Origin of the sequence: Marivirga arenosa (assembly GCF_030503895.2) — a bacterium.
GTDB classification, from domain to species: Bacteria; Bacteroidota; Bacteroidia; order Cytophagales; family Cyclobacteriaceae; genus Marivirga; species Marivirga arenosa.
Genome location: NZ_CP129970.2, coordinates 3709873 through 3733376, shown reverse-complemented (window position 1 = coordinate 3733376; position 23504 = coordinate 3709873). Strand labels below are relative to the sequence as shown.

The window sequence follows — 23504 nt, the reverse complement described above, 5'->3', positions numbered from 1 at the left end:
CATTAAATTAACCTATTTTTGACCTTTTGGTAAAAACACTATGAGTACAGAAAAAGATAATAAGAACAAAGATTATTCAGCGGGTAATATTACCGTTTTAGAGGGACTAGAAGCAGTAAGAAAGAGACCAGCCATGTACATTGGTGATGTAGGGATTAAAGGACTTCATCATATGATCTGGGAGGTTGTTGATAATTCTATTGATGAAGCAATGGCAGGGCATTGTTCTCAGATTATTGTGGAAATCAATACCGATAATTCAATTGACGTAGTTGATGATGGTAGAGGTATCCCAGTGGACATGCACGAGAAAGAAGGGAAATCGGCTCTAGAAGTAGTTATGACTGTACTACACGCTGGTGGTAAATTTGACAAAGATACTTACAAAGTTTCTGGTGGTCTTCACGGTGTTGGGGTTTCCTGTGTGAATGCTCTATCTTCTCATTTAAAAGCTACTGTATACAGTAGAGATGGAAAGATATACCAACAAGAATATCAAAAAGGGGTTCCAGATTATCCCGTAAAACCCGTTGGTGAAACCGACATTACGGGTACTAGAATCCATTTTAAGCCAGATACGGATATATTCACAGAATCAGTTTATAAATATGATACCATAGCCACTCGTTTAAGAGAGTTAGCGTATTTGAATGCGGGTATCAAAATTAAATTAATCGATAATCGAGAAAAAGACGAAGAAGGTAACATTAAAGAAGAAGATTTCTTCTCTGAAGGTGGACTTTTGGAATTTGTTGATTATTTGGATGCTGGTAGAGAAAAGCTGATTCCTCAACCTGTTTACATGGAAGGGGAGAAAAATGGTGTACCCGTTCAGGTTGCTATGAACTATAATACATCCTATACTGAGAATGTAGTTTCATATGTAAACAACATTAATACTCATGAAGGAGGTACTCACGTTTCAGGTTTTAGAAGAGCTTTAACCAGAACGTTAAAGTCTTATGCTGATAAGTCTGGATTATTAGATAAGCAAAAAATAGAAATTGCAGGGGATGATTTTAGAGAAGGTTTAACTGCAATTATCTCCGTTAAAGTAGCAGAACCACAATTTGAGGGTCAAACGAAAACCAAATTAGGTAATTCAGATGTAATGGGTGCCGTAGAAACTTGCGTTGCCGAAACATTACAATATTTCTTAGAGGAGAACCCTAAGGAAGCTAAAATGATAGTTCAAAAAGTTATTTTGGCAGCTCAAGCCCGACATGCCGCTCGTAAAGCGCGTGAAATGGTGCAGCGTAAAAATGTGATGTCAGGTACTGGTTTACCGGGTAAATTAGCTGATTGTTCTGAAAAGGATCCGAGCATGTGTGAGATTTATTTAGTTGAGGGTGATTCAGCTGGTGGATCTGCTAAGCAGGGGCGTGATCGTAATTTTCAAGCTATTCTACCATTGAAAGGTAAAATCTTAAATGTAGAAAAAGCACAAGAGCATAAAATCTACGATAATGATGAGATTAAAAATATCTTAACTGCACTAGGCGTACGTTTTGGTACAGAAGATGATGAAAAAGCCTTAAATCTTGAGAAATTAAGATATCACAAAATTGTGATCATGACCGATGCTGATATTGATGGATCACACATCAGAACGTTAATCTTAACGCTTTTCTTCCGTTATATGAGAGAATTGATTGAGAAAGGCTATATCTATATCGCACAACCTCCTTTATATTTGATTAAAAGAGGTAAAACAGAACGATATGTATTTACAGAAGATGAAAGGGTAGAAGCAGTTAAAGAAATATCTCCTGATGGAACTGAAGGTGCGGTACACTTACAACGTTACAAAGGTTTGGGTGAAATGAATCCTGAACAGTTATGGAATACCACTATGGATCCTACTCAAAGAAAAATGAAACAAGTTTCCATTGAATCAGCAGCTGAAGCAGATCATTTGTTTAGTATGTTGATGGGAGATGAGGTTCCACCAAGAAGAGATTTTATTGAGAAAAATGCAAAATATGCGAAAGTTGATGTTTAAACAATTTGCCTAATTTAATATTAAAGCCTGAGCATATAGTTCAGGCTTTTTTATTTACTAATTCTTTATACAATTCTCTCATCCCCTCAACCGCTCCTTTTGCAATAGCAGTTATTTGATTGTTGCCATAATATTCTGGTGTGCTCGGATCTACCACATAAATGGGTACATGAGGTCCTACTTGGTGGATCAAGCCTGCGGCAGGATAAACTTTTAGCGAAGTACCGACAACTAAGAAAATATCAGCTTCTGATGCAATTTGAGCTGCTGGCTCAATCAGAGGCACCATTTCACCAAACCAAACAATATGAGGTCTTAATTGCGAACCTTTTTCACATTGATCTCCTTCTTTTAATTCCCAATTGTCAAGCTCATAAATTAAAGTTTCATCGGCCGTACTTCTTGCTTTTTTGATTTCACCATGTAAGTGTAACACATTGCTTGAACCTCCTCTTTCGTGTAGATCATCAATATTCTGAGTGATAATTTCTACATTAAAATGATCTTCTAAATCAGCTAGAATTTTGTGCGCTTCATTAGCTTGCGCTTCAAAAATTGCTTTTCTCCTTTGATTGTAAAAGTCTAAAACCAAAGCTCGATCTTTAGCCCAGCCTTGTGGGGAGGCCACTTCAGTAACATCATGACCTTCCCATAATCCATCTTCTCCTCTAAAAGTTGGAATCCCACTTTCAGCACTTATTCCCGCTCCGGTTAAGACGACTAATTTCTTTTTCATAAATTTAAATTTTGTATCAATACAATCAATATTTCATTAGTTTCGTTACAGACTTTAATATAATTAAATCTAAAAAAATGATAGTAAGAACAATATTTATTGCCTTAGTAATTTTTAGTAGTGCTGCATGTGTAACCCAGAAGAAATATGACCAGCTTTTAGCTGAGAAGGTAAAACTGGATGCAGATAAAATGGAGTTGGAAGATGAGTTGAAGATGAAAAAGAATACAATTGAATCATTAGAAGCTCAACTGGCAGAAGAAAAAGAGTCTTTAGAGAAATCCAAAGAAGCGTATCAAGCATCCCAGAGCAGCCTAGATTCCTTACAGCAACAATATGAAACGCTAAACGACTATTATGATAAATTAATGAGCAGTAGTGGAAAGCTTAATAAAGATTTAGCCAATAAAGAAAAGCAATTATTACAAATGGAAGCTGATTTAGAAATTTCAAAAGAAAGAAATGATGAATTAGCGGCTAACTTAGCTGAGCGTGAGGAAAGAGTTGCTGAATTAGAAAAAATATTGGCGGATAAGGAAGCAGCAGTAAATGCACTAAAACAAAAGGTAAGTGAGGCTTTACTTAATTTTAAAGAAAACGACCTGACAGTAGAAGTCAAAAACGGTAAAGTATATGTTTCTTTAGCGGAGCAATTATTATTTAACTCCGGGAGTACAGTAGTAGATACAAAAGGAGTAGAGGCCTTAAAGAAATTGGCTCAGGTATTAAAAGAAAACCAAGATGTTAATATAGTAGTAGAAGGCCACACTGATGATGTTCCAATTTCGGGAAACAATAGATATTTAAAAGATAACTGGGATTTAAGTGTGTTGAGAGCTACTTCAATAGTAAGAATATTAACGCAAAATGGAGCTTCACCCGAAAGAGTTACTGCTGCTGGTAAAGGCGAATTTTCACCTAAATCTACAAATGATACTGCAGAAGGAAGAAGAGAAAATAGAAGGACTGAAATCATCCTCACACCTAAACTGGATGAGCTATTCCAAATATTGGAATCAAATTAAGATTTTAAAAGCCAAGTTTTTTCAAGCTTGGCTTTTTTTAAAATAAGCCCAGTTGCTCACCGTATTCCTGAGGCTCAATTATATCATGAGTTTGTGGTCTGTTTTTCTTCCCTCTGACAGCCTTTACAGGCCAAGCTTGCATGAATTTTTCGTCAAAGGGTTTTATTAAAGCTTCCACTTGTTCTTTGCTCACTTTATCTTGAATAGATATCAACCATTCTTCTTCTAGTTCTTTAGGTAGAATCAAAGGCATCCGAGGCTCTTTCAATTTTGGGCTGTTGTGAATTTCAGCCATCATGGAATTCGCCTGAGTAGTCACAATACTAATGGTTTGCTTTTTCAGTCCGTTTTCAGGATTAACCCATTCTTCGTAAATCCCAGCTAAACTCATAGGTTGATTATCTTTCAAGCTGATGTAATGAGGGACCTGTTCTTTTTTTCTATGTTGGTGTTCAAAGAAACCATCTACCATCACTATGCATCTTTTGTCTGCTGCAGCTTTTCTAAAAGCCGGTTTCTCAAACATGCTTTCACTTCTGGCATTAATCGTTTTGTTATGCATCTGGTGGGCTTGATCATTGTCTTTCACCCATGATGGAATCAATCCCCATTCCATCAATTGAAATTCATCTGGTTTTTCTAATGTAATTACAGCTAGCTTAGGGTGGTCGAATCCTGTAGTATGGAAAACCGGTTTTATGGGGTTTCCTTTTTCATCAAAATAACTTTCAATAGCCTCTAGGTCCTTATCAGGATGGCGTTCAGCGTATTTTTTCTTTTTCTGAGTTAAATAAGCAACATCGTAACACATAGATTAATAATAGAAAATTATTTTGATTTTTCTTTTATGATGAAGGGCTTATCTTAGCATTTATACTATTAGCAAACCAAATTTTTATGCAAGAGGGAAAACTTAATTCAGTAGGAAAGGAAATTAAAGAACCATTAGAAGTAATCGCAAATAAATTTACAGTATGGTTTGATACTTTCGTGGATATGATTCCTAATATGTTGCTTTCCGTGATTCTTTTCATCCTTTTTGTGGTTGTATCGAAATTAAGTAGAAAGGTATTTATTAAGATATTCCAGAAATCTTCTGACAATAAAGCTTTAGAAAATCTATTCGCTACTATCATTTACTATTCGATGATGGGGATAGGGATTTTCATCATTCTAGATATTCTTAATTTAGATAAAGCTGTGACCTCCCTCTTAGCTGGGGTGGGAGTAGTAGGTTTAGCCCTTGGGTTTGCTTTTCAAGATATAGCAGCCAATTTCGTTTCAGGTGTGATTTTAGCATTTAGGAAGCCTTTTTTAGTGGGTGATATTATTAAGGTTGGAGGTTATATGGGAGAAGTGACTAGAACTAACTTGAGAGTATCCGTTATTGAGACTTTTCAAGGTCAAGAAGTGTATATTCCTAATAAAGATGTGTTATCTAACCCTATCGAAAATTTTTCTGTTTTAGGAACTAGAAGAATTGATTTAGCTGTAGGAGTTTCCTATGGTGATGATTTAAAGACAGTAAAGTCATTAGTTTTAGAAACTCTTAATAATCTTGATTATGTAGTTAGAAAAGAGGATATGATTTTCACCTACACGGGTTATGGAGATAGCTCTGTAAACTTTGAGATAAAGTTTTGGATTAAGTACCCTATCGAACCTAGCTATTTAGAAATGAGGTCAAATGCAATAATTGCTATAAAAGAAGCATTCGATCATAATGATATTACCATTCCATTCCCAATCAGAACTTTGGATTTTGGAATAAAAGGAGGAGAAAAACTTTCCGAAATGAACATTGGTCCTAATAATAGCCTAGGTTCTAAATAATAATGGTCTAGTTGGTAACTTATTTCAGGACTAGACAACACCTAAAATAAAAAAGCCTGGATTTTATTAAAACCAGGCTTTTCACTATTAAATATAATCTCTTTACGATTCAGCTGGCTCTCTAAATCCTACCCATGTAAATCTTTTTATTACATATTCTGGGTTGGTTAATGAAGCATTTCCAGAAGGATTACCTCCCGTTACGTGGAAATCAGAGAATCCTGCATTTTGATTAACATGTATAGCACCAGTTAAGTTAAAGCTAACTGAGGTTGCTGCCATACCCATTTTATCCATGATTAAATTCTTCATATTTTCATCTGTTGTATAAGCAGCACATGAAATTGCACCATGATTTGCAGCCAATGATGAAGCTAATTCTACAGATTGATTAGTATCTTTAGTTTTAATCAATAATACAACTGGCCCGAATAGCTCTTGAGTGAATTTATCTTCATCCTTGGCATCCATTTCAATAACTATAGGAGTTGCAGTTCTAGCTTTTTCAAACATTGGGTTTTCAATTGATCTGCTTTCAAGCCAAACTTTACCGCCCATTTTCTTTGCTTCTTCAGTATGTCCTACCGTTTTAGGGTTTTGAATAGCTCCTAGAACAAATGGCCCAGCTTTAGGATTGTCAACCAATCCGTTGATGTTATCAACAAGCTTTTGAGCAAATTCATCGAAACTTACATTTCCATCGGGTGTATCAATTCCTCCTTCAGGGACGAAGAAATTCTGAGGGCAAGTACACATCTGACCAGAATATAAACAAACAGAGAAAGCTAAGTTTTGAGCTACTTTATCAATGTTTTTTGCAGAGTCTATGATTACTGAGTTAACTCCAGTTTTTTCAGTGAATACAATTTTATTATCTAAACCTTCCAAATAGCTACCAAATGCAGAGCTACCTGTATAATCGATTAGCTTAATTTCTTTATGTTCAGCTAAATCTTTAGTGATCATCTTATCATAAGTATCAGGAGCTAGCTGGCAAACATTTGGGTCAATTCCATTTTCCTTTAATACTTTTTGAATTTCAGATACTACAATAGCCATTGGTAAAATTGCACCCGGATGTGGTTTTACAATACAAGGATTACCAGTCATTAGTGAAGCGTAAAGACCGGGAACTGAATTCCAAGTAGGGAAGGTGCTACAACCAATTACTAAGCTGATACCTTTTGGCATTGGTTTCCAGCTTTTATTGAGTTGCACATTGAATTTACCCATTGGCTTATCCCAGAATTTACTTTCAGGGAATCTTTTTAGTTCGTCATACCCAAAAGCTATAGCTTCCATAGCTCTATCCGCTGCATGAGGTCCAGAGGCTTGAAATGCCATCATATATCCTTGCCCAGTCGTGTGCATGGTCGCATATGCATTTTCAAAAAATCTGTCCTTAAATCGATCTAAGCTTTCTACTAAAATTGCAGCTCTATCATCAATTGAAGTATTTCTCCATTGCGTCCAGGCTTTATTAGCTTTATCAATTAATGTTTCTGAACTAAAAGAAGGATATAATATTCCTAATGGTTTACCTAAATAAGGAGATTCTTCTTGGCCAACCCATGCTTCAGGATCTGTTTGCAATAAGTCCTCAAATTTCTTATCTAAACTCGCTTTAAACTTTTCCTGACCATCTTTATCTGCAGTTTCACCGTAAATCTTTGGTGATGGATGCTCTGGGTATTGAGCATAAAAAGATCGTTCGTGAACAGCATCAATTGCCTTTTTTAAAGTGTCTTTATGCTTTTCGTATAAACTCATGGATAATATTTTTAAATTTGTGTTTATTTCTAAAAGCATAAATATACATTTAAGATTTGAAGCAAGAAAATAGAATTCCTTAGACGGATAATATTTTACAAGGAAGTGAAGAAAAAGAATCAACCTATGAATTACATTTTACCTCTATTGCTGTCCATATTTATTATTCAGCAGGGAGTAGCTCAAGAATATGTTCCAGGTGTTTTAGTTGTGAAATTGAAAGAGGATAGTAAATCTAGAAAACCCTTTTCAAATGCGCTTAACATTGATGATTTAGAAGAAAATAAATCAGTAAAAAATTTAAAAAGCTTTTCAAGTAAATCTAATTCTCGAAGGAATAGATCTAATGGAAAAAGTAGTTTGGATAATCTTTTCAAAATAGAAATCAATGATGCTATTGATGAAAAGCAGTACATCAACTATCTAAAATCCTTTGATAATGTCAAGTATGTTGAAAAATACCCAAATGTAAAGCCTTTATATGTTCCCAACGACCCTGAAGCACAGTTCGGTCAGGCACAGTTTCATTTGGCACAAATTAATATTTATGATGCATGGAATACTTCTCAGGGAAATGAAGATGTAGTGATAGGTATTATTGACACAGGTGCGGATCTAGATCATGAGGATTTAAATGCTAACTTATATTTAAATGCTGCAGATCCTATTGATGGGGTTGATAATGATGGTGATGGATATATTGATAATTATTATGGATGGGATTTTGCAGATGAGGATAATTCCCCCGAATCAGATGGTAGCACTCACGGTACAGGAGTGACAGGTATAGCAGCAGCTGCAACAGATAATAATACAGGTATTGCAGGAGTAGGATTTAAGACAAAGTTTATGCCTATTAAAATTTTTCAAACTCAAAATAACTTTTCAAGAAACAGTTTTGAGGCCATTATATATGCTGCTGACCAAGGGTGTGATGTAATCAATCTATCATGGGGTAGTTCTGGTAGATATTCACAATTTGCTCAGGATATTATAAATTATGCGGTATTGGAAAAGGATGTAGTTGTGGTGGCTGCTGCGGGAAATACCAATGCGGAATTAGACTTTTTTCCAGCTTCTTATGATAATGTATTATCTGTAGGTTATGTCAATTCTGATGACAGCAGAAATGCAAATGCTACTTTTAGTGATTTCATTGACATCGTAGCACCTGGTGTTGGGATTTATACTACGGAAAATGGAGATACTTACGGAACTGATAGTGGATCATCCTATGCGGCACCTATGGTAGCTGGAGCAGCAGCATTACTTCGCTCTGTTTTCCCTGAATGGAATGCATTGCAAGTTATGGAACAACTTCGAGTAACTTCTGATGATATCTATGATGTAGCAAGTAATCGTGATTATCTCTATCAATTTGGCAAGGGAAGACTGAATGTATTTAAAGCTCTAGCAGATTTTTCTAGCCCATCAATTAGAATTAGTGATGTGAGTTACACAAACGGATTGGAAGAAGCCGCATATTTTGGCGATACACTTTCTATACAAGTTGAATTCACAAACTATTTAGAATCAACTGAGAATATAAACGTAAGCTTAACTACTTCCAGTCCTTATGTTGAAATATTACAAGGAGAATATAGGATTGATTCTTTAGGAAATAATCAGTCAGTAATAAATACAAATCAGCCCTTTAAAGTGATTCTATCTGAAGACTTGCCTGAAGATGAAGCGTTAAATTTTAGAATACTTTTTGAGGGCGAATTTTATAATGACTATCAATCTTTTCAAATTCAGAGTAGTCCTAAAATTCAATTGTTTACTTTCAATAATTGGAAATTTGGGTTGAATGCAACAGGTAATTTTGGGAGAAGCCAGGAAAATCCGTTTAATGAGTTTGCAGTCTATTACAATAATAAAAGAGTAATTGATAATGCAGGAGTTATTCTTTATGCCGGATTGGATAGCTTGAGAAGGAATTCTGTGATAAGCCCAACAAATTTTATTTATGCTGAGGATTTTGAAAGTTTTCAGTCATTAAAAAGGTATAATGATCAAACTGCTGACCTTGACGTAAGAAGTGTTTTTAATGAAAGGGACGATGTTTCTAATCCATTAGGTATTTATATCAGACAAAGATTTTTGGCATGGAATGACGCTCCTGATATTTTAATTAATCAATTCAAAATTGAAAATAGAAGTGTTAATATTTATGATTCGTTGTACTTCACATTATTTACAGATTATGCCATTGATGAAAAGACAAATAATTCAGTAGCTTATGATAGTGATTTGCAATTATCATATGCCTATGATGAGGCTCAAAGTGAATATGTGGGTTTAACTATGTTGTCTAAATATGATTCAGTTTTTTATGCGTTTGATATGGATAATTTTAATGGTCATACAACTGATCTAGAAAATGATTCATTAAAACAATCCACCATTCAATATGCTTTGGTAAATTCATTTTCAAAGCTAGCGGCTGGTCAAAATTCAGGAGGAAATAATGTAGGAGCACTACATGGCGCTTTATATCCACAATTTAAGGACTCTAGTTCAATTAATTTGTCTTTTGCTATACTTAGAGCTGATAACCTTGATAAGTTAAAAGCATTAGTTTCAACTGCCAAAGAAAAAGATTCAATTAGCTATACAAACCCACCATTTGGTAGACAGGTTTTAATATGTGAAGGAGATAGCCCAGTAATTAGTGCTCCTGATCAATCACAGTATAATATTTATACAAGTTCGAGTAGTTCAAGTCCAATTTATTCAGGTGATAACTTTGCGCCAGGACAAATCAATCAGGATACTACTTTCTATTATGTAGAACTCGACTCGATGGGGATAGAAAGTATTAGAAAAAGATTGGTTATAAGTATACAAAGACCCATTGCTAATTTTACATTACCTTCCGAACCCATATTAATTGATCCTGATAAAGCAAATAGTGTAATTTTTAGTGACAGCAGTGAATTAGCAACGAGCTGGAACTGGGAATTTAGCAATGGAATAACTTCTAGCCGTAGAAATCCTTCTATTATATTCGATTCGGAGGGAAGCTATTCAGCTCAACTTATCATAACAAGCCAGATAGGTTGTAAAGATACTCTAAGTAAAACTTTTGAAGTTTTTGAAAGACTTCCTAAACCCAATATTGGAAAGCTTGAAGTCTGTGAAAATTCAGACTTGCTTATAAGTGATCCTGATTTAACAGAAATTACAATATACTCAGATAGTTTATTACAGAATCAAATATTTAAAGGCTCTGAATTCATTATAGAATCAATTCAAAAGGATACTCTTTTCTATATTAGAAATGAAAAGGGTGATTATTTTTCTACTGTTGAAGAAGTTGAAGTTCAGATTGTTCCACTAAATGCTAAAATGAATGTAAGTTTAAATCTTCAAGCTGAAACTGTTAACATGCAAGGATATGCTGTTCAGAATTCTCCCTTAGCAACGAATTATTATTGGTTGATTGGAGCTGATACAGTTAGCACAGAAGAAGAGTTATATTTTGATTTACTGGCACTTAAAAATTTTCCTTTGAAACTTATTACGGTTAGTCAATCTAATTGTATTGATTCAGTAGTTTTTAATCCAGATCAAAGTCCTGTACCTACTTTTGATGATTATTATTTATGTCAGAGTGAGGCCGTAGTCATTAATTCCAATAATTCAAATGAAGTATATTACTTCAGAGACAGTACTATGACTGAAATAATAGGAAGAGGTGCTAATGTTAGCCTTGACAGCATTTCTGACAACATGAGTATTTATGCTGTGAATGTTTCAAACTATAAACCTTCTGAACCAGTTGAAGTACCTGTTTTTGTAAGTGATTTAAGTGCAGAATTTTCTGTATCTCGTGATACCATTAATTTAGCATTTGATCAAGAAATCAACCTGATTTCTGAATTTGATCAAGCTTCAGAATGGCAATGGAAATTGGATGGAAATTCTATAGGAAGTACACAAGAGTTAATACACACTTTAACTGAACCTGGAGTTTTCATTTTAGAGCTTTCTGTTAAAGACACATTGGGTTGCAGTGATCTTAGAAGAAAGCAATTGGTTGTTTTTGATGATCCTCTTTTAGGCAATAAAAATGAATTAAAATCCTACTTTTCAATTTATCCGAATCCTGCTAATAAATTCGTTCACCTTACTGGAAGAGATCAATTTGAATTTGATGAATACAGTATAATTGATCAAAGCGGGAAAGAGGTTTTAAAATCGAATAATACAAAACCTTTTCTTCAAACTGAGATTATTGATGTATCAGAATTAGAACAAGGAGCTTATTATTTAATAATTAGAAGAGGAAAGCTTGAGGCTTCCTTTTTATTTGTAATAAAACGTTAAGAAAACAATTCAATGAAAAATATTTATGCCGAACTAATTTCAATAGGAGATGAGATTTTATACGGTCAGACTTTAGATACGAATTCTCATTTTATCTGTGGAGAATTAGATAAGATTGGAATCCGAGTTTCTCGTAAGGTTACAGTTTCAGATTCTCGCGATAGCATTATGAATGCTTTTCGTGAAGCTGAGAAAAACGCTGATATTATCTTGATTACCGGAGGCCTTGGCCCAACGAAAGATGATTTAACCAAGCCACTTTTAGCAGAATATTTTGATTCTGGGATGAAGCTTCATGAAGATATATTGGAAGATTTAAAGGAACGTTATGCAAAGCGTGGAAGAGAGTTAAATGATTTGAATAAAGGACAAGCTGAATTACCAGAAAAATGTAAGCCTGTTGAAAATAAATTTGGAACCGCTCCAGGTATGTGGTTTGAAAAGGATAACAAAATATTTATCTCTATGCCAGGTGTTCCAAGAGAAATGCAACAAATGATGCAGGATTCCATTCTTCCAAAGTTCAAAGAGATTTTTGATACTCCTGTTTTAATTCATAAGATGATTCATACCGTAGGAGTTCCGGAAAGCATTTTGGCTGAAAAACTTGAAGATTGGGAAAATGGATTATCAAAGGAAATCAAGTTAGCCTATCTTCCAGGTTTAAAACAGGTGAAGTTAAGGTTAACAGCTTCTGGGAAAGATGAAAAGCATTTGAATGCCTTAATTGATCAAGAGGTAGACAAGCTTTATAAATTAGTAGGAAAGTATATTTATGGAACCGATGAAGGCAATTTAGCTCAAAAAATAGGGGATTTATTGTTAAAGCAAAACAAAACTATCGCATGTGCTGAAAGCTGTACAGGTGGTTATTTAGCTCATTTAATTACTTCAAATGCTGGAAGTTCAGAATATTATAGAGGAGGTATAAATCCTTATCATAATGATTTAAAGATCAATGTATTAGGAGTTAGAAAAGAAACTATTGAAAAATACGGAGCGGTTAGTGAGCAAACGGTAATTGAAATGGCGGAACGAGTTCGTGAATTATTCAATGCTGATATTGGAGTTTCAACCAGTGGTGTGGCAGGTCCTGGAGGAGGAACTAAGGACAAACGAGTGGGTACAGTGTGGGTAGCTTTGGCTGATGGTACTAAAACCCAAACTAAATTATATCATTTTCAATTTGATAGACATGGTAATATTGAAATCACAACTAATTCATTATTAAATTTGGTTCGGCAAACTTTAAGCTCAAATTAATTGAGAAAAAGTTTATAAATGTTAATTTTGTACAAATTTGATTTGGTTTGAAACATTTAAAACGTTTCTAGCTTATAATAGAAGGAAATAGTCCTTTTAATTAAAATATATTTTTTTATAAGAGTTTTTCATTTCAATAAACGACTAATTATTTCATGGCAACTGTAGAAATGGTAATGCCCAAAATGGGTGAAAGTATTATGGAAGCAACAGTGCTTACCTGGTTAAAAAAGGAAGGTGACACTATTGAAGAAGATGAATCTGTATTAGAAGTAGCTACTGATAAAGTAGATACTGAGGTACCCGCTCTTGAGGCTGGAGTTTTGAAAGAAATTTTAGTTCAGGAAGGTGATATTGTAGCTGTAGGAAAACCTATAGCAATAATTGAAACTGAAGGAGGAACCTCAGCATCATCAGATAATGGATCAACTTCTAAGCCTGAAAAACAAGAAGCCTCAGCTGCACCTGCTGCTTCAACGGAAAGCTCTTATTCAGGAAATAATGGTCATGATATTGCAGCTCGTTCAGATTCAGGAAGATTTTATTCTCCTTTAGTTAGAAACATCGCTAAAGAAGAAAATATTGGAATGGCTGAATTAGAGTCTATTTCTGGTACTGGTAAAGATGGACGAGTAACTAAAAAAGATATTTTATCCTATTTAGATAATAGAGGAGAAGCTCCTGCTCAAAGTCAGCCAGCTCAATCTGTTCAGCAGTCTGCTCCAGCATCTCAACCAGCTGCCGCACAACCAGCACCACAGGGTGTTCCAGTTAGCATTTCTGCAGATGATGAGATCATCGAAATGGATAGAATGCGTAAGATGATTGCAGGAAGAATGGTGGATTCTAAAAGAATTTCTCCACATGTTACTTCTTTCGTTGAGGCTGATATGACCAGCGTAGTTCAGTGGAGAAATAAACATAAAAATACTTTCAAGGAACAGGAAAATGGAAATCTAACCTTTACACCAATTTTTATTGAGGCGGTTGTAAAAGCAATAAAAGATTATCCAATGATTAATGTGCAAGTTGACGGTGATAGAATCATCAAGAAGAAACACATTAATATAGGAATGGCAGTTGCTTTACCAAGTGGTAATTTAATCGTGCCTGTTATAAAAGATGCTGACCAATTGAACATACGCGGGTTAGCCAATAAAGTAAATGACTTAGCTAAGAGAGCTAGAGATAATAAATTAAAAGCTGAGGAATTAGAAGGAGGTACTTTTACTATTTCTAATGTTGGATCATTTGGTAATGTAATGGGTACTCCAATTATTATGCAACCTCAAGTAGGTATTCTAGCTTTAGGAGCTATTGTTAAAAAGCCTTCTGTATTAGAAACCCCTCAGGGAGATGTAATCGCAATTAGACATAAGATGTTCTTATCTCACTCATATGACCATAGAGTAGTAGACGGTTCATTAGGAGGAATGGTAGTGAGAAGAGTAGCTGATTACCTCGAAAAATGGGATGTTAAAAAAGATCTATAATTGATTATTTGGTTATTTGATAGATGAAAGGGTTGTGAAAGCAACCCTTTTTTTATGCAAACTATTTGCTCACTGCGTAGTTTTAAGAAACAAATATTCAGTTATGAGAAGGTTATTGCTATTGTTAATATTTTTCTTCTTAAGTTTTTCTTGTCATTCACAAAATGACAATGATAATCAAGCTTACAGCTTTAAAGCCGGTGATCGCTTTGGAACTGGGAAATGGTATATGGATAGAGAAATAGCTCATGTAATGGGTTATCAGGGTATAAATTGGTTGGAAAGACCAGAACGGGAAAAAGAAGAAAATACCAATAGACTTTTAAAAAACATGAATATTCAGGGCGATGATGTAATTGCCGACATAGGTGCAGGTTCTGGCTATCATGTTTTTAAAATGGCACCAAAAGCAAAAGAGGTTTATGCTGTAGATATTCAAGCAGAAATGCTTCAGGCTATTCAAGATAAAAAAGAGGAATTAGGTGTTTTAAATATTCAATTGGTTAAAGGATCAGAGCGAAGTGTCAATTTACCTGAAAATAAAATAGATAAAGTACTTATGGTAGATGTATATCATGAATTTAGTTATCCTATTGAAATGATAGCTTCTATAAAAGATGCGCTAAAACCTCAGGGCGAAATTTATTTGATTGAATATCGGGCAGAAGACAAAACAGTGCCTATTAAAGAATTACACAAAATGAGTGAAGCGCAGGCTGTAAAAGAAATGAATGCTGCCGGTTTTAAATTGAAAGAAAACATTGATAACCTTCCCTGGCAGCATTGTATGGTTTTTATTATGGAATAGTGATTACTGCAATGATTTAAATATGATATTCATTTTTAGAATTTTATATAAAGTCCAGAGTTTATAAACTGTTGACCCATATAAAGATTTATTTCTTTATTTAATTTTGTGGATATTCTCAATTGATTATCCAATCCAGCTTCAAAATTTTTGAATTCATATCCTACAGAAAACCCAAATATTAAGCCAGGTTGAAATAATGTAGGTGTAAAAGCTTGATCTGTAGTTGAAAATCTTTCATCCGTAAAAATAGTGATCCTTTCGAAAAGATAGCTTTCATTTATCGTAAACTGCGAATTAAAGCCGGTATAAGTTTTTACAAATAACTTATCTTGATTAAATCTGTAGGATAGTGCAATAGGTATACTTAATTGAGTATAATTAAATGTACTTATGTATAAAGTTCTAGGGAAAGTAGATTGGTCGTCTCTATTTCCAGAAAAGCTAATTTTACTTATTGAAATTTCTGAAGTTATACTCAAAGATTTGGAGAATTCTGGAATTTTATAATCAAATATTAGCGCAAATGTCTGAGATTGGCTTTTGTAAGTTTCGTTCAAATGTGGAAAATTTACAGAACTAGTTTTATTGATTCTGTTAAATTGATGCCCTATTCGAATTCCCCATTTAATTTTATCTGTTTGAAGTTTAATATCGTAATCGATATATTTTTCATTTTTCATTTTATTTAATTGAATAACAAATGCTTTAATGTCATTTTTTCTAAAAGACATTTTATCAATTTGTCTTTTTAAATTAGGATAATCTTTAGTTAAATAATATAATTTTCCTTTCCATACATTTTGGTTTATAACATATCTCTTACCATTTCTATTTGCAATTTCTGCTGAATTTTTAATATGATAAACGCTATCATCAACACTTATGAAGTATTCATTTTCTTTTTCATATAAGGATACCTTACCATTAATTACGTCACGAAGAAAAAAACTTTCAATAATATTTGAGGAATATGATGCGTCATTTAAATATCCATATCCCAGAATATCTTCTGGAGTAAATGTTTTTGATTTATTCTCATTCACTAAAACCTGGCAATTACGAAATGCACTTTGACCGGAAGAATAGTAAATTTTTGAATTTATTGTGTCACCTTGATTATTGATATAAAAACCCTCTATATAATTCGATTGAGCATTTGAATATTTGACAGAGGCAAATGATATAAATAAGAATAGTAAACTAAGCTTTATATGTCTTTTCACAATTTATTTTGTTATTAATTATTTGAACCGAAAGCAAATTTATATTAATTAATTGTTATTAATAATTATGTAAAAATTAATTCACTCTGGCATATCGCATGTTTTTTTTTGGGAATAATATTTAAATTTTTCTAATTGATTTCTGATACATATTGTAGAAGAAAAAAGGCAGAAAAGTAAAGGATAAAAGGAAAAACGAAAAAGCTAAACTAAAATCTCCAATTTGGTTATCGTAAAATCTTATCCAGGTAGAAAATATAAAAACTATAAAGGCAAATAGACCAGAAATCCATTGAAACCTAATTTTCAAGTCATTTAATTCACCCTCTTTCCATTTCATAAAAAAGATCATAGGAAAACATATTAAGCCCGCTAAACTCTCTCCTCCAAATAATAAATAATATGTATAAGGTAACTTCATTATTTTGAAGAAAATTCCAGCAAGAAAGATGAAACAGGCAAAATACGTTAAGGTGTAAATTATTTTTTTCATGAAGTTAAATTATGAGTGCGATACAGATTCTTCTTGACTAGACTTATACATTCTGAAAAAATAGAAGGGTAGAAAAAGAAAACCGAAGATTAAAAATCCAAGGCCAAATAACACACCAGCCCCTTGTAAATGTAATAGCTTAAAGAAGCTTCCTAAAAAGATCAGCATTAAGCTAAAAGTACCGAAAATCCATTTTAGTCGCTCAGAAATTAAAGTTAGAACCTTATCTTTAAATTTAATGATCAATAATAAGGGTAGGAAAATAAAGGATACGCCCAATAAACCCGAAAACATCATAATGTTTGCTCCTGGAAAATGCATTAATTTAAAAAATAAGCCTACTGTAAATGAAAAACTAAAAATAAAGCCTGAAATGTAAGTGAATTGTTTCATGAGTATTATTTTTTTGTGGTTTAATAAAAAAAGTGTTTCATATTGTATTTCTTCAAAACCATTTGGAGTGGTTTGCTCATACGCTTTCTGATAAGCATCTTCGAAGTCACGACCTCTTTGCATTTCAATTTCTATCAGGCAACAAAAATGATCAATTAGATCATCTCGCATCTCTAATGATGAAATATTGCTATCATTAATTTGATTAGCTATATAAGCGAGTTGTTCATCCGTTATCATAGTGCAGGAGAGGTTTTGTTATCTGTAAAAACTATTTTATTTAAGGTTTCAATAAAATCTTCCAATTCCTTCACAACTAATTTTTTTTCTCCTTTTCCTTTATGAGTTAAGGTATAATATTTTCTTACTCTTTTGCCAATATTCACTTCTTCTGTGGTTAGAATACCATCTTTTAAAAGCTTATGTAAAGTAGGATAGAGACTACCGTCTTTGATCAGGATTTTACCATCCGATATCTCTTTTACCTTCTGGCAAATTTCATAACCATACATTTTTCCGTTTTCTTCCAAGAGCTTTAATATTATAACTCCAAGTGTGCCTTTTAATAGTTCTTTTGAATACATAGAGTAAATATACATCAAAATATGATGTATCAAAATATAATGTTTAAAAATTTTACTTTATATGATATATTTATAATATGGAACCCAATAAAAAATAGAGTTTAAAAAATAAAACTATTAGGCATTCTTATTTTAATACAGCTAGTTCTGGAACTAAGTTATTATGCCATATGGGGATTATTAAATCCTTATACACTGAATTAGTTTTATAAAAATTATTCCCACTCCTTATAAAAGCGACTACCGCCAATTATCAGAAATGAATGCAGATTAATCTAAAATATTCTTAGAATAGATCACTTTTTTGTTAATTTGTATTGTTGCTTAAATAAACCTATTTAAGCTAATTTTACCATTCAATTATTTCATAGAAGAAATTTTTTGAGATAAAAATTTGAATTACTTTCCATGGCAATAGATAGAATAAGTTCATTAATTAATAAGAGTAACTTAGTAAGTAGAGATTTAAGTTGGTTACGATTTAATTATCGTGTGCTAGATTTAGCAAGAAAACCGAGTAGAACAATTTTTGAACGCTTGAAGTTTTTAGCCATCACTGCCTCAAATTTAGATGAGTTCTTCATGATTAGAGTGGGATCGCTCTATAATTATATAGATTATGGTAGAGAGCGTGTTGACTATTCGGGCTTAAGAGAGTTGCCTTTCAGGAAAAAACTATTAACGGAATGCCAGAATTTTGTAAAAGAGCAAAATAAGCTTTTTGAAAATGAGCTCGAACCTATTTTTGAGGAGAACAACTTTAAAATTGCAAAGTTGACTGATTTAAATGATAGTGAGTTGAAGAAGGCAAATGGATTTTTTGATAAGATCATCTTCCCAATGCTCACACCTATGGTGTATGATAATTATCATACCTTTCCAATTTTGATGAATAAGCTTCTTATTTTTTCTGTAGTTACCAGGACTTTCGGTGAAAAAAAGGATAATAAAAAGCTTTCATTTATTCAGATTCCTCAAAATATTCAAAGGTTTTATGAAGTTGAGCGTGATGATAAAATGTTATTTATTCCTATAGAGGAATTAGTTAAAGCTAATATTGATAAGCTATTCCGAAATATTGAAATTCTATCTGTAAACCTATTCAGAATTACTCGTAATGGTGATTTCACACTCGAGGAAAGTGATGATATTGAGGCTAATTTTCTAGAGGAAATGCGTAAAAAGCTCAAGACCCGAAAAACTGGTAGGGTAGTGCGAATCGAAATTGATAAAGACTATGACAAATGGATGATGAAAATTCTTTGTGATAGATGGGAGATTGACAAAGACAATATTTTTAAGTTTAAGAAAGGGGATTTAGTTGACTATAGCGCACTTTGGCAAATTATAAAACATACCGAGTTCAAGGATAAAATTCCTTCGACACCTGATCCAGTTCCTCCTTTAGCATTTCCAGAACATAAATCAGATTCAGACAATATTTTTGAAATCTTGAAGGATCGTGATATTCTCTTGCATCATCCTTACAATAATATAGAACCTGTAATCGATATGCTAGAGAAAGCTGCTGAAGATCCAAAAGTGCTTTCTATTAAGCTAACCATATACCGTTTAGCCGAAGATTCAAGAATTACAAATGCCTTATTAAAAGCAGCTGAAAATGGTATTCATGTTTCGGTTTTATTTGAGGTAAAAGCTCGTTTTGATGAGGAAAATAATATAAGAGAAGCAAAAAGACTTCAGAAAGCAGGCTGTTTTGTGATTTATGGTATTAGCAGATATAAAACTCATACGAAGCTATTGATGATCGTTAGGAAAGAGAAAGAAAAAGTAACGCGTTATTTACACATGGCGAGTGGAAATTATAATGAGGATACTGCAAGGTTATATACTGATATTGGTTTAATGAGTACAGATGAAGTTTATGCTCAGGATATATCAGAGTTCTTTAACGTAATTACAGGGCACAGTCTTCCACATGAATATGAGCGTTTAATTACGGCTCCTAAAGATATGAGAACTCGTTTAATCGGACTAATTCAGCAGGAGGCAGAGAATGCAAAGGCTGGGCTTCCATCCGGTATTTGTATTAAAATAAATTCACTTGAAGATAAAGAGACTATTGAGGAATTATATGCTGCTTCTCAAGCAGGAGTTAGAATTAAATTAATTGTTAGAGGGATCTGTTGTTTGCGTCCAGGTAGAAAAGGATTGAGTGAGAATATTACAGTTCGTTCTATAGTAGGTAATTACTTGGAGCATTCAAGAATTTATTATTTCCATAATAATGGTGACCCTAAGGTGTATGGAGGAAGTGCCGATATGATGGTTCGATCATTTGAAAGGAGATTAGAGTCATTATTCCTCATAGTAGATGAAACCTTGAAAAAGCAAGTCATGAATATCTTAAGATATAATTTACAAGATAATGTGAATGCTTATGAAATGAATGAGGATAGTTTTTATAAAGAAGTAGAAGCTGGAGATGAAGCTTCATTTAATATTCACGAAGAATTTTTTAATGTTACACCTGAATCAATTGAGGATGTACGATTATTCGAATAATTACGTTTTAAGTTTTAACCAAACATTTATATGAAGCAGCTGATCACCATTTTATTATTAGGATTATCAATTAATGTATTAGGCCAAAAAGACTATCAGGAAAAAACATTAACGACTAAAACAGATCAAGTCACCGTGTTTTTAAAAGGTGCTCAGTTATTCAGAACGGGATCAATCAATTTACAAAAAGGGAATTATGATTTAGTAATGAAATCACTTTCTCCTAATATGGATCCCAATAGTATTAATGTAAAAGCTGCCGGTGATTTAAAAATCATTTCAGTTCAACATCAATATGACTATTTAGAAGAGAATACAAATTCTAAGAAGGTTGATTCATTACAAAATTTGATTGACAAAGTTGAAGATGACATAAGAATAAAGTCAAATAGATCTAATGTCTTAAATCAAAAAGAAGCTTTAATAGCTGCAAATAAGAATTTAGGATCGGAGAATATATCTTCTACTCAGCTATTACAAATGCTAAGTTTATATGAAAAGGAGTTAACTTCAATCAAAGAAGAACAATCTACCGTAAATATTGAATTAAGTGATTTAAGAAACAGATTATCAAGACTAAATAATCAATTATCAGGAATTGCAAGATTAGGAAAAGAAACAAAAAGCAATATTTTAGTAAAGGTTGAGGTTCTGAAAACTACCAATGCAAATTTTGAAGTAAGCTATTTTGTAGAAGGGGCGGGCTGGTATCCAAAGTATAGATTAAATGTAAAAGATATCACTCAACCGATTGCATTAGAATATCAGGCTGAAGTTTTTCAGCAAACTGGTGAAGATTGGAATAATGTTAAACTGCGATTTTCAAATGCTGAACCGAATCAAAATAAAGATGTACCAGAATTGGAAACTTGGTATTTAGATTATGCTCGTTTCACTCAATTTAAAGAAAATGATATCTCTAACTTAGGGGTGAATCGCAATTCAGTTAAAGGTAGTGTAGTAGATGCTGAAACAGGAGAACCTCTACCTGGAGTTAATGTAATTGTTCAAGGAACTTCAATTGGAACTACTACAGATTTACAAGGTAACTATTCAGTAACCGTTCCAAGAGGATCTAATCAACTTGTTTTCAGTTATATCGGTATGAAAAATAAAACAGTTGGTATTAATTCTTCTATTATTAATGTTGGATTAGAAACAGATGTTCAGGAATTATCAGAAGTTGTTGTAACAGCTTACGGTTATGCTTCAAGAGGTGAAAGATTATCCAAATCAAAAAGAGTGCAAGATAAAGTAGCAGGAGTGAATATAAATAGTGCTGAAAAAATGACCTCAACAGTTGTTAAAAAACAAACCAATATTGAGTTTGAGGTTGAAGATGCATATACTATAAAATCGGGTAGTCCTCAAATGTTTATTGATTTGAAGGAATACGAGGTAAAGGCAGATTATCATTATGTAGCTATACCAAAACTTGATAAAAATGCTTATTTAGTAGCCGCTATTTCTAATTGGGACCAATATAATTTAATGGAAGGAGAGGCTAAATTATTTTTTGAAGGTGCTTTTGTTGGAACCACTATATTAAATGCGAATGCTACAATTGATACTTTACAATTATCATTAGGCAATGATAAAGGTATAGTAATTGAGAGAGATAAAATTGATGATTTTAGTACCCGAAATTTTATAGGACTTAATCAAAGTAAGAAAGTAGGCTTTGAAATAAAGTTAAGAAATACTAAATCTCAGCCTATAAAACTGAATTTATATGATCAAATACCGGTGTCATTAAGAGAACAGATAGAGGTGAACTTAGAGGAAAAATCTAAAGCGAAGTATATTGAGAAAACGGGAGAGTTAAAATGGGAATTGAATCTAAATAGTAATGAGTCAGTTAGCAAGAAATTTATTTATGAAGTAAAATACCCAAAAGGGGAGAAGGTTATATTGGAATAAAATTATTGATTTAAATGAATAAACCACTTTAATCCTTCTTTATGATTTTTAAAAACTTTTGTTACAAAAGCAGCTTCATCGTCATCTGACTCATATTCTTCCACTTTATTAGAGGCTACTTTGGTTGCTGGAGCTATTACAGCTTGATGAGTAAAACCAAGTTGTTCATATTGTGGATTTATATCACTTTCCAACCAATTAATTTCCTCCGCTCTAATGATTTCTAATTCAGTCACATCTGCAAAAAGTAAAAATTTAGATTGACCAGTTACTTTATGTTTCTTTATTTCTTCTGCATAAATAGACAGGGAAGTATCGATTAAATCTCGAAAAACTTCTGGGTTAAAAACTCCTCTCCAAACCTCTTTTATGTACGGGATATTATTAATTTCCTCTACTGTAATTCTCAATTTGGGATGAGTAAATAATCTCATAAAACTGTGTTTGTTCAGAACTTAATTTAAGCAATTATTTGAAATAAATAATTTTTTCTAAAATTAGTTTTTCTTATTGATAGTACTGATGTATCAATTCAGTAGAACTTTTACAGCCTGATTTTTTAAGGATATTACTTCGGTGTTTTGAGACCGTTTGAGTACTTATAAATAAGATATTCGCTATTTCTGAACTTGTTTTACCAGCCGCCAATAATTTGATGATTTCAACTTCACGAGTCGTAAAATTATTTAAGAAGTCTTTATTTACTTCAGTATGATTTTCTTTATAAAACTTTTGAAGAGCTACATTAATGGCAACATCTAAACTTCTTTCATTATAGGGCTTTACCAAGTATCCATAAGATTCCGTATCTGCTGTTCTGCTAACTAAGTTATGATCAGAATAGGCTGAAAGATATATGGTAGGGGTCTTTTTGATATTATTTAATTCTAATACTGTTTCAATACCGTCTTTTTCTCCTTCGATATTGATGTCACATAAAATCAGATGGACATCATTAGTATTGAATAATAGCATTGCTCTTTCATAATTCTTTGCAATGCCAATACAATTATAGCCCAAATCTTGTAGCAAATAGGAGAGATCCTGCGCGATTAATGATTCATCCTCAATGACTAAGATATTTTTATAATCATTCATTT

General features: G+C 32.9%; 18 protein-coding genes. 9 read left to right on the top strand and 9 right to left on the bottom strand.

The annotated features are described in order from the left end of the window. The first annotated feature begins 40 nt into the window (after positions 1-40). Positions 41-2002: a DNA topoisomerase (ATP-hydrolyzing) subunit B gene (gyrB, locus tag QYS48_RS16170; RefSeq protein WP_308356836.1), complete on the top strand. Its 1962-nt coding sequence runs from the start codon at positions 41-43 to the stop codon at positions 2000-2002. 40 nt (positions 2003-2042) lie between these two features. On the opposite strand, the gene QYS48_RS16165 is transcribed toward gyrB, so the two are convergent. Continuing rightward, entirely contained in the window at positions 2043-2738 is a 696-nt protein-coding gene (locus QYS48_RS16165) for an NAD-dependent deacylase (RefSeq protein ID WP_308356835.1), read from the bottom strand. A gap of 77 nt (positions 2739-2815) precedes the next feature. Between QYS48_RS16165 and QYS48_RS16160 the strand changes: the two genes are divergently transcribed. Then, on the top strand, positions 2816-3763 hold the full coding sequence (locus tag QYS48_RS16160) for an OmpA family protein (protein ID WP_308356834.1): 948 nt from the start codon (positions 2816-2818) through the stop codon (positions 3761-3763). A gap of 37 nt (positions 3764-3800) precedes the next feature. Here QYS48_RS16160 and QYS48_RS16155 read toward each other — a convergent pair whose 3' ends face one another. Next, a complete protein-coding gene (locus tag QYS48_RS16155; protein ID WP_308356833.1) occupies positions 3801-4574 on the bottom strand; it encodes an SOS response-associated peptidase in 774 nt (257 codons plus the stop codon). A gap of 86 nt (positions 4575-4660) precedes the next feature. On the opposite strand from QYS48_RS16155, the gene QYS48_RS16150 reads away from it, so the two are divergent. Next, the gene (locus QYS48_RS16150) at positions 4661-5596 is read left to right on the top strand and encodes a mechanosensitive ion channel family protein (RefSeq protein WP_302100447.1); all 936 of its coding nucleotides are present in this window, start codon (positions 4661-4663) and stop codon (positions 5594-5596) included. A gap of 102 nt (positions 5597-5698) precedes the next feature. Here QYS48_RS16150 and paaN read toward each other — a convergent pair whose 3' ends face one another. Continuing rightward, positions 5699-7366, bottom strand: coding sequence for a phenylacetic acid degradation protein PaaN (gene paaN, locus QYS48_RS16145; protein WP_308356832.1), 1668 nt, complete (start codon positions 7364-7366; stop codon positions 5699-5701). Between the two features lie 126 nt (positions 7367-7492). Here paaN and QYS48_RS16140 point away from each other — a divergent pair, with 126 nt between their 5' ends. The 4 genes from QYS48_RS16140 to QYS48_RS16125 all read left to right on the top strand — a co-directional run bounded on the left by QYS48_RS16140 (position 7493) and on the right by QYS48_RS16125 (position 15262). Continuing rightward, positions 7493-11698, top strand: a complete 4206-nt coding sequence (locus QYS48_RS16140) for a S8 family serine peptidase (RefSeq protein WP_308356831.1) — start codon at positions 7493-7495, stop codon at positions 11696-11698. Between the two features lie 12 nt (positions 11699-11710). After that, positions 11711-12961 carry a competence/damage-inducible protein A gene (locus QYS48_RS16135; RefSeq protein ID WP_308356830.1) on the top strand — a complete coding sequence of 417 codons (1251 nt, stop codon included), beginning with the start codon at positions 11711-11713 and terminating at the stop codon, positions 12959-12961. A gap of 155 nt (positions 12962-13116) precedes the next feature. Continuing rightward, complete coding sequence (locus tag QYS48_RS16130; protein ID WP_308356829.1) at positions 13117-14454, top strand: dihydrolipoamide acetyltransferase family protein; 1338 nt, start codon at positions 13117-13119, stop codon at positions 14452-14454. A 103-nt stretch (positions 14455-14557) separates the two neighbouring features. Continuing rightward, positions 14558-15262: a class I SAM-dependent methyltransferase gene (locus tag QYS48_RS16125; protein ID WP_308356828.1), complete on the top strand. Its 705-nt coding sequence runs from the start codon at positions 14558-14560 to the stop codon at positions 15260-15262. A gap of 35 nt (positions 15263-15297) precedes the next feature. On the opposite strand, the gene QYS48_RS16120 is transcribed toward QYS48_RS16125, so the two are convergent. The 4 genes from QYS48_RS16120 to QYS48_RS16105 form a co-directional block, all read right to left on the bottom strand. After that, on the bottom strand, positions 15298-16488 hold the full coding sequence (locus QYS48_RS16120) for a hypothetical protein (RefSeq protein WP_308356827.1): 1191 nt from the start codon (positions 16486-16488) through the stop codon (positions 15298-15300). A 121-nt stretch (positions 16489-16609) separates the two neighbouring features. Beyond that, entirely contained in the window at positions 16610-16981 is a 372-nt protein-coding gene (locus QYS48_RS16115; protein WP_308356826.1) for a hypothetical protein, read from the bottom strand. A gap of 9 nt (positions 16982-16990) precedes the next feature. Next, positions 16991-17614: a hypothetical protein gene (locus QYS48_RS16110; RefSeq protein ID WP_308356824.1), complete on the bottom strand. Its 624-nt coding sequence runs from the start codon at positions 17612-17614 to the stop codon at positions 16991-16993. Beyond that, positions 17611-17958, bottom strand: a complete 348-nt coding sequence (locus QYS48_RS16105) for a PadR family transcriptional regulator (protein WP_308358440.1) — start codon at positions 17956-17958, stop codon at positions 17611-17613. Before QYS48_RS16105 ends, QYS48_RS16110 begins: the two co-directional genes overlap by 4 nt. A 408-nt stretch (positions 17959-18366) precedes the next feature. Here QYS48_RS16105 and ppk1 point away from each other — a divergent pair, with 408 nt between their 5' ends. Together ppk1 and QYS48_RS16095 are read left to right on the top strand one after the other, a co-directional pair. Beyond that, positions 18367-20484, top strand: a complete 2118-nt coding sequence (ppk1, locus tag QYS48_RS16100; protein WP_308356823.1) for a polyphosphate kinase 1 — start codon at positions 18367-18369, stop codon at positions 20482-20484. Between the two features lie 30 nt (positions 20485-20514). Beyond that, positions 20515-22404: a mucoidy inhibitor MuiA family protein gene (locus tag QYS48_RS16095; RefSeq protein WP_308356822.1), complete on the top strand. Its 1890-nt coding sequence runs from the start codon at positions 20515-20517 to the stop codon at positions 22402-22404. A 2-nt stretch (positions 22405-22406) separates the two neighbouring features. On the opposite strand, the gene QYS48_RS16090 is transcribed toward QYS48_RS16095, so the two are convergent. Next, positions 22407-22838, bottom strand: coding sequence for a hypothetical protein (locus tag QYS48_RS16090; RefSeq protein ID WP_302125688.1), 432 nt, complete (start codon positions 22836-22838; stop codon positions 22407-22409). Positions 22839-22911: 73 nt separating this feature from the next. After that, positions 22912-23502: a response regulator transcription factor gene (locus QYS48_RS16085; protein WP_308356821.1), complete on the bottom strand. Its 591-nt coding sequence runs from the start codon at positions 23500-23502 to the stop codon at positions 22912-22914. Between the last annotated feature and the right edge of the window lie 2 nt (positions 23503-23504).

What these genes read in the sequence shown, in the direction of transcription:
- QYS48_RS16140 (WP_308356831.1), top strand. Translation starts at nt 7,493, where the DNA reads ATGAATTACATTTTACCTCTATTGCTGTCCATATTTATTATTCAGCAG.
- QYS48_RS16125 (WP_308356828.1), top strand. Translation starts at nt 14,558, where the DNA reads ATGAGAAGGTTATTGCTATTGTTAATATTTTTCTTCTTAAGTTTTTCT.
- QYS48_RS16095 (WP_308356822.1), top strand. Translation starts at nt 20,515, where the DNA reads ATGAAGCAGCTGATCACCATTTTATTATTAGGATTATCAATTAATGTA.
- QYS48_RS16110 (WP_308356824.1), bottom strand. Translation starts at nt 17,614, where the DNA reads ATGATAACGGATGAACAACTCGCTTATATAGCTAATCAAATTAATGAT.
- gyrB (WP_308356836.1), top strand. Translation starts at nt 41, where the DNA reads ATGAGTACAGAAAAAGATAATAAGAACAAAGATTATTCAGCGGGTAAT.
- ppk1 (WP_308356823.1), top strand. Translation starts at nt 18,367, where the DNA reads ATGGCAATAGATAGAATAAGTTCATTAATTAATAAGAGTAACTTAGTA.
- QYS48_RS16155 (WP_308356833.1), bottom strand. Translation starts at nt 4,574, where the DNA reads ATGTGTTACGATGTTGCTTATTTAACTCAGAAAAAGAAAAAATACGCT.
- QYS48_RS16150 (WP_302100447.1), top strand. Translation starts at nt 4,661, where the DNA reads ATGCAAGAGGGAAAACTTAATTCAGTAGGAAAGGAAATTAAAGAACCA.
- QYS48_RS16135 (WP_308356830.1), top strand. Translation starts at nt 11,711, where the DNA reads ATGAAAAATATTTATGCCGAACTAATTTCAATAGGAGATGAGATTTTA.
- QYS48_RS16105 (WP_308358440.1), bottom strand. Translation starts at nt 17,958, where the DNA reads ATGTATTCAAAAGAACTATTAAAAGGCACACTTGGAGTTATAATATTA.
- QYS48_RS16085 (WP_308356821.1), bottom strand. Translation starts at nt 23,502, where the DNA reads ATGAATGATTATAAAAATATCTTAGTCATTGAGGATGAATCATTAATC.
- QYS48_RS16115 (WP_308356826.1), bottom strand. Translation starts at nt 16,981, where the DNA reads ATGAAAAAAATAATTTACACCTTAACGTATTTTGCCTGTTTCATCTTT.
- QYS48_RS16090 (WP_302125688.1), bottom strand. Translation starts at nt 22,838, where the DNA reads ATGAGATTATTTACTCATCCCAAATTGAGAATTACAGTAGAGGAAATT.
- QYS48_RS16165 (WP_308356835.1), bottom strand. Translation starts at nt 2,738, where the DNA reads ATGAAAAAGAAATTAGTCGTCTTAACCGGAGCGGGAATAAGTGCTGAA.
- QYS48_RS16130 (WP_308356829.1), top strand. Translation starts at nt 13,117, where the DNA reads ATGGCAACTGTAGAAATGGTAATGCCCAAAATGGGTGAAAGTATTATG.
- paaN (WP_308356832.1), bottom strand. Translation starts at nt 7,366, where the DNA reads ATGAGTTTATACGAAAAGCATAAAGACACTTTAAAAAAGGCAATTGAT.
- QYS48_RS16160 (WP_308356834.1), top strand. Translation starts at nt 2,816, where the DNA reads ATGATAGTAAGAACAATATTTATTGCCTTAGTAATTTTTAGTAGTGCT.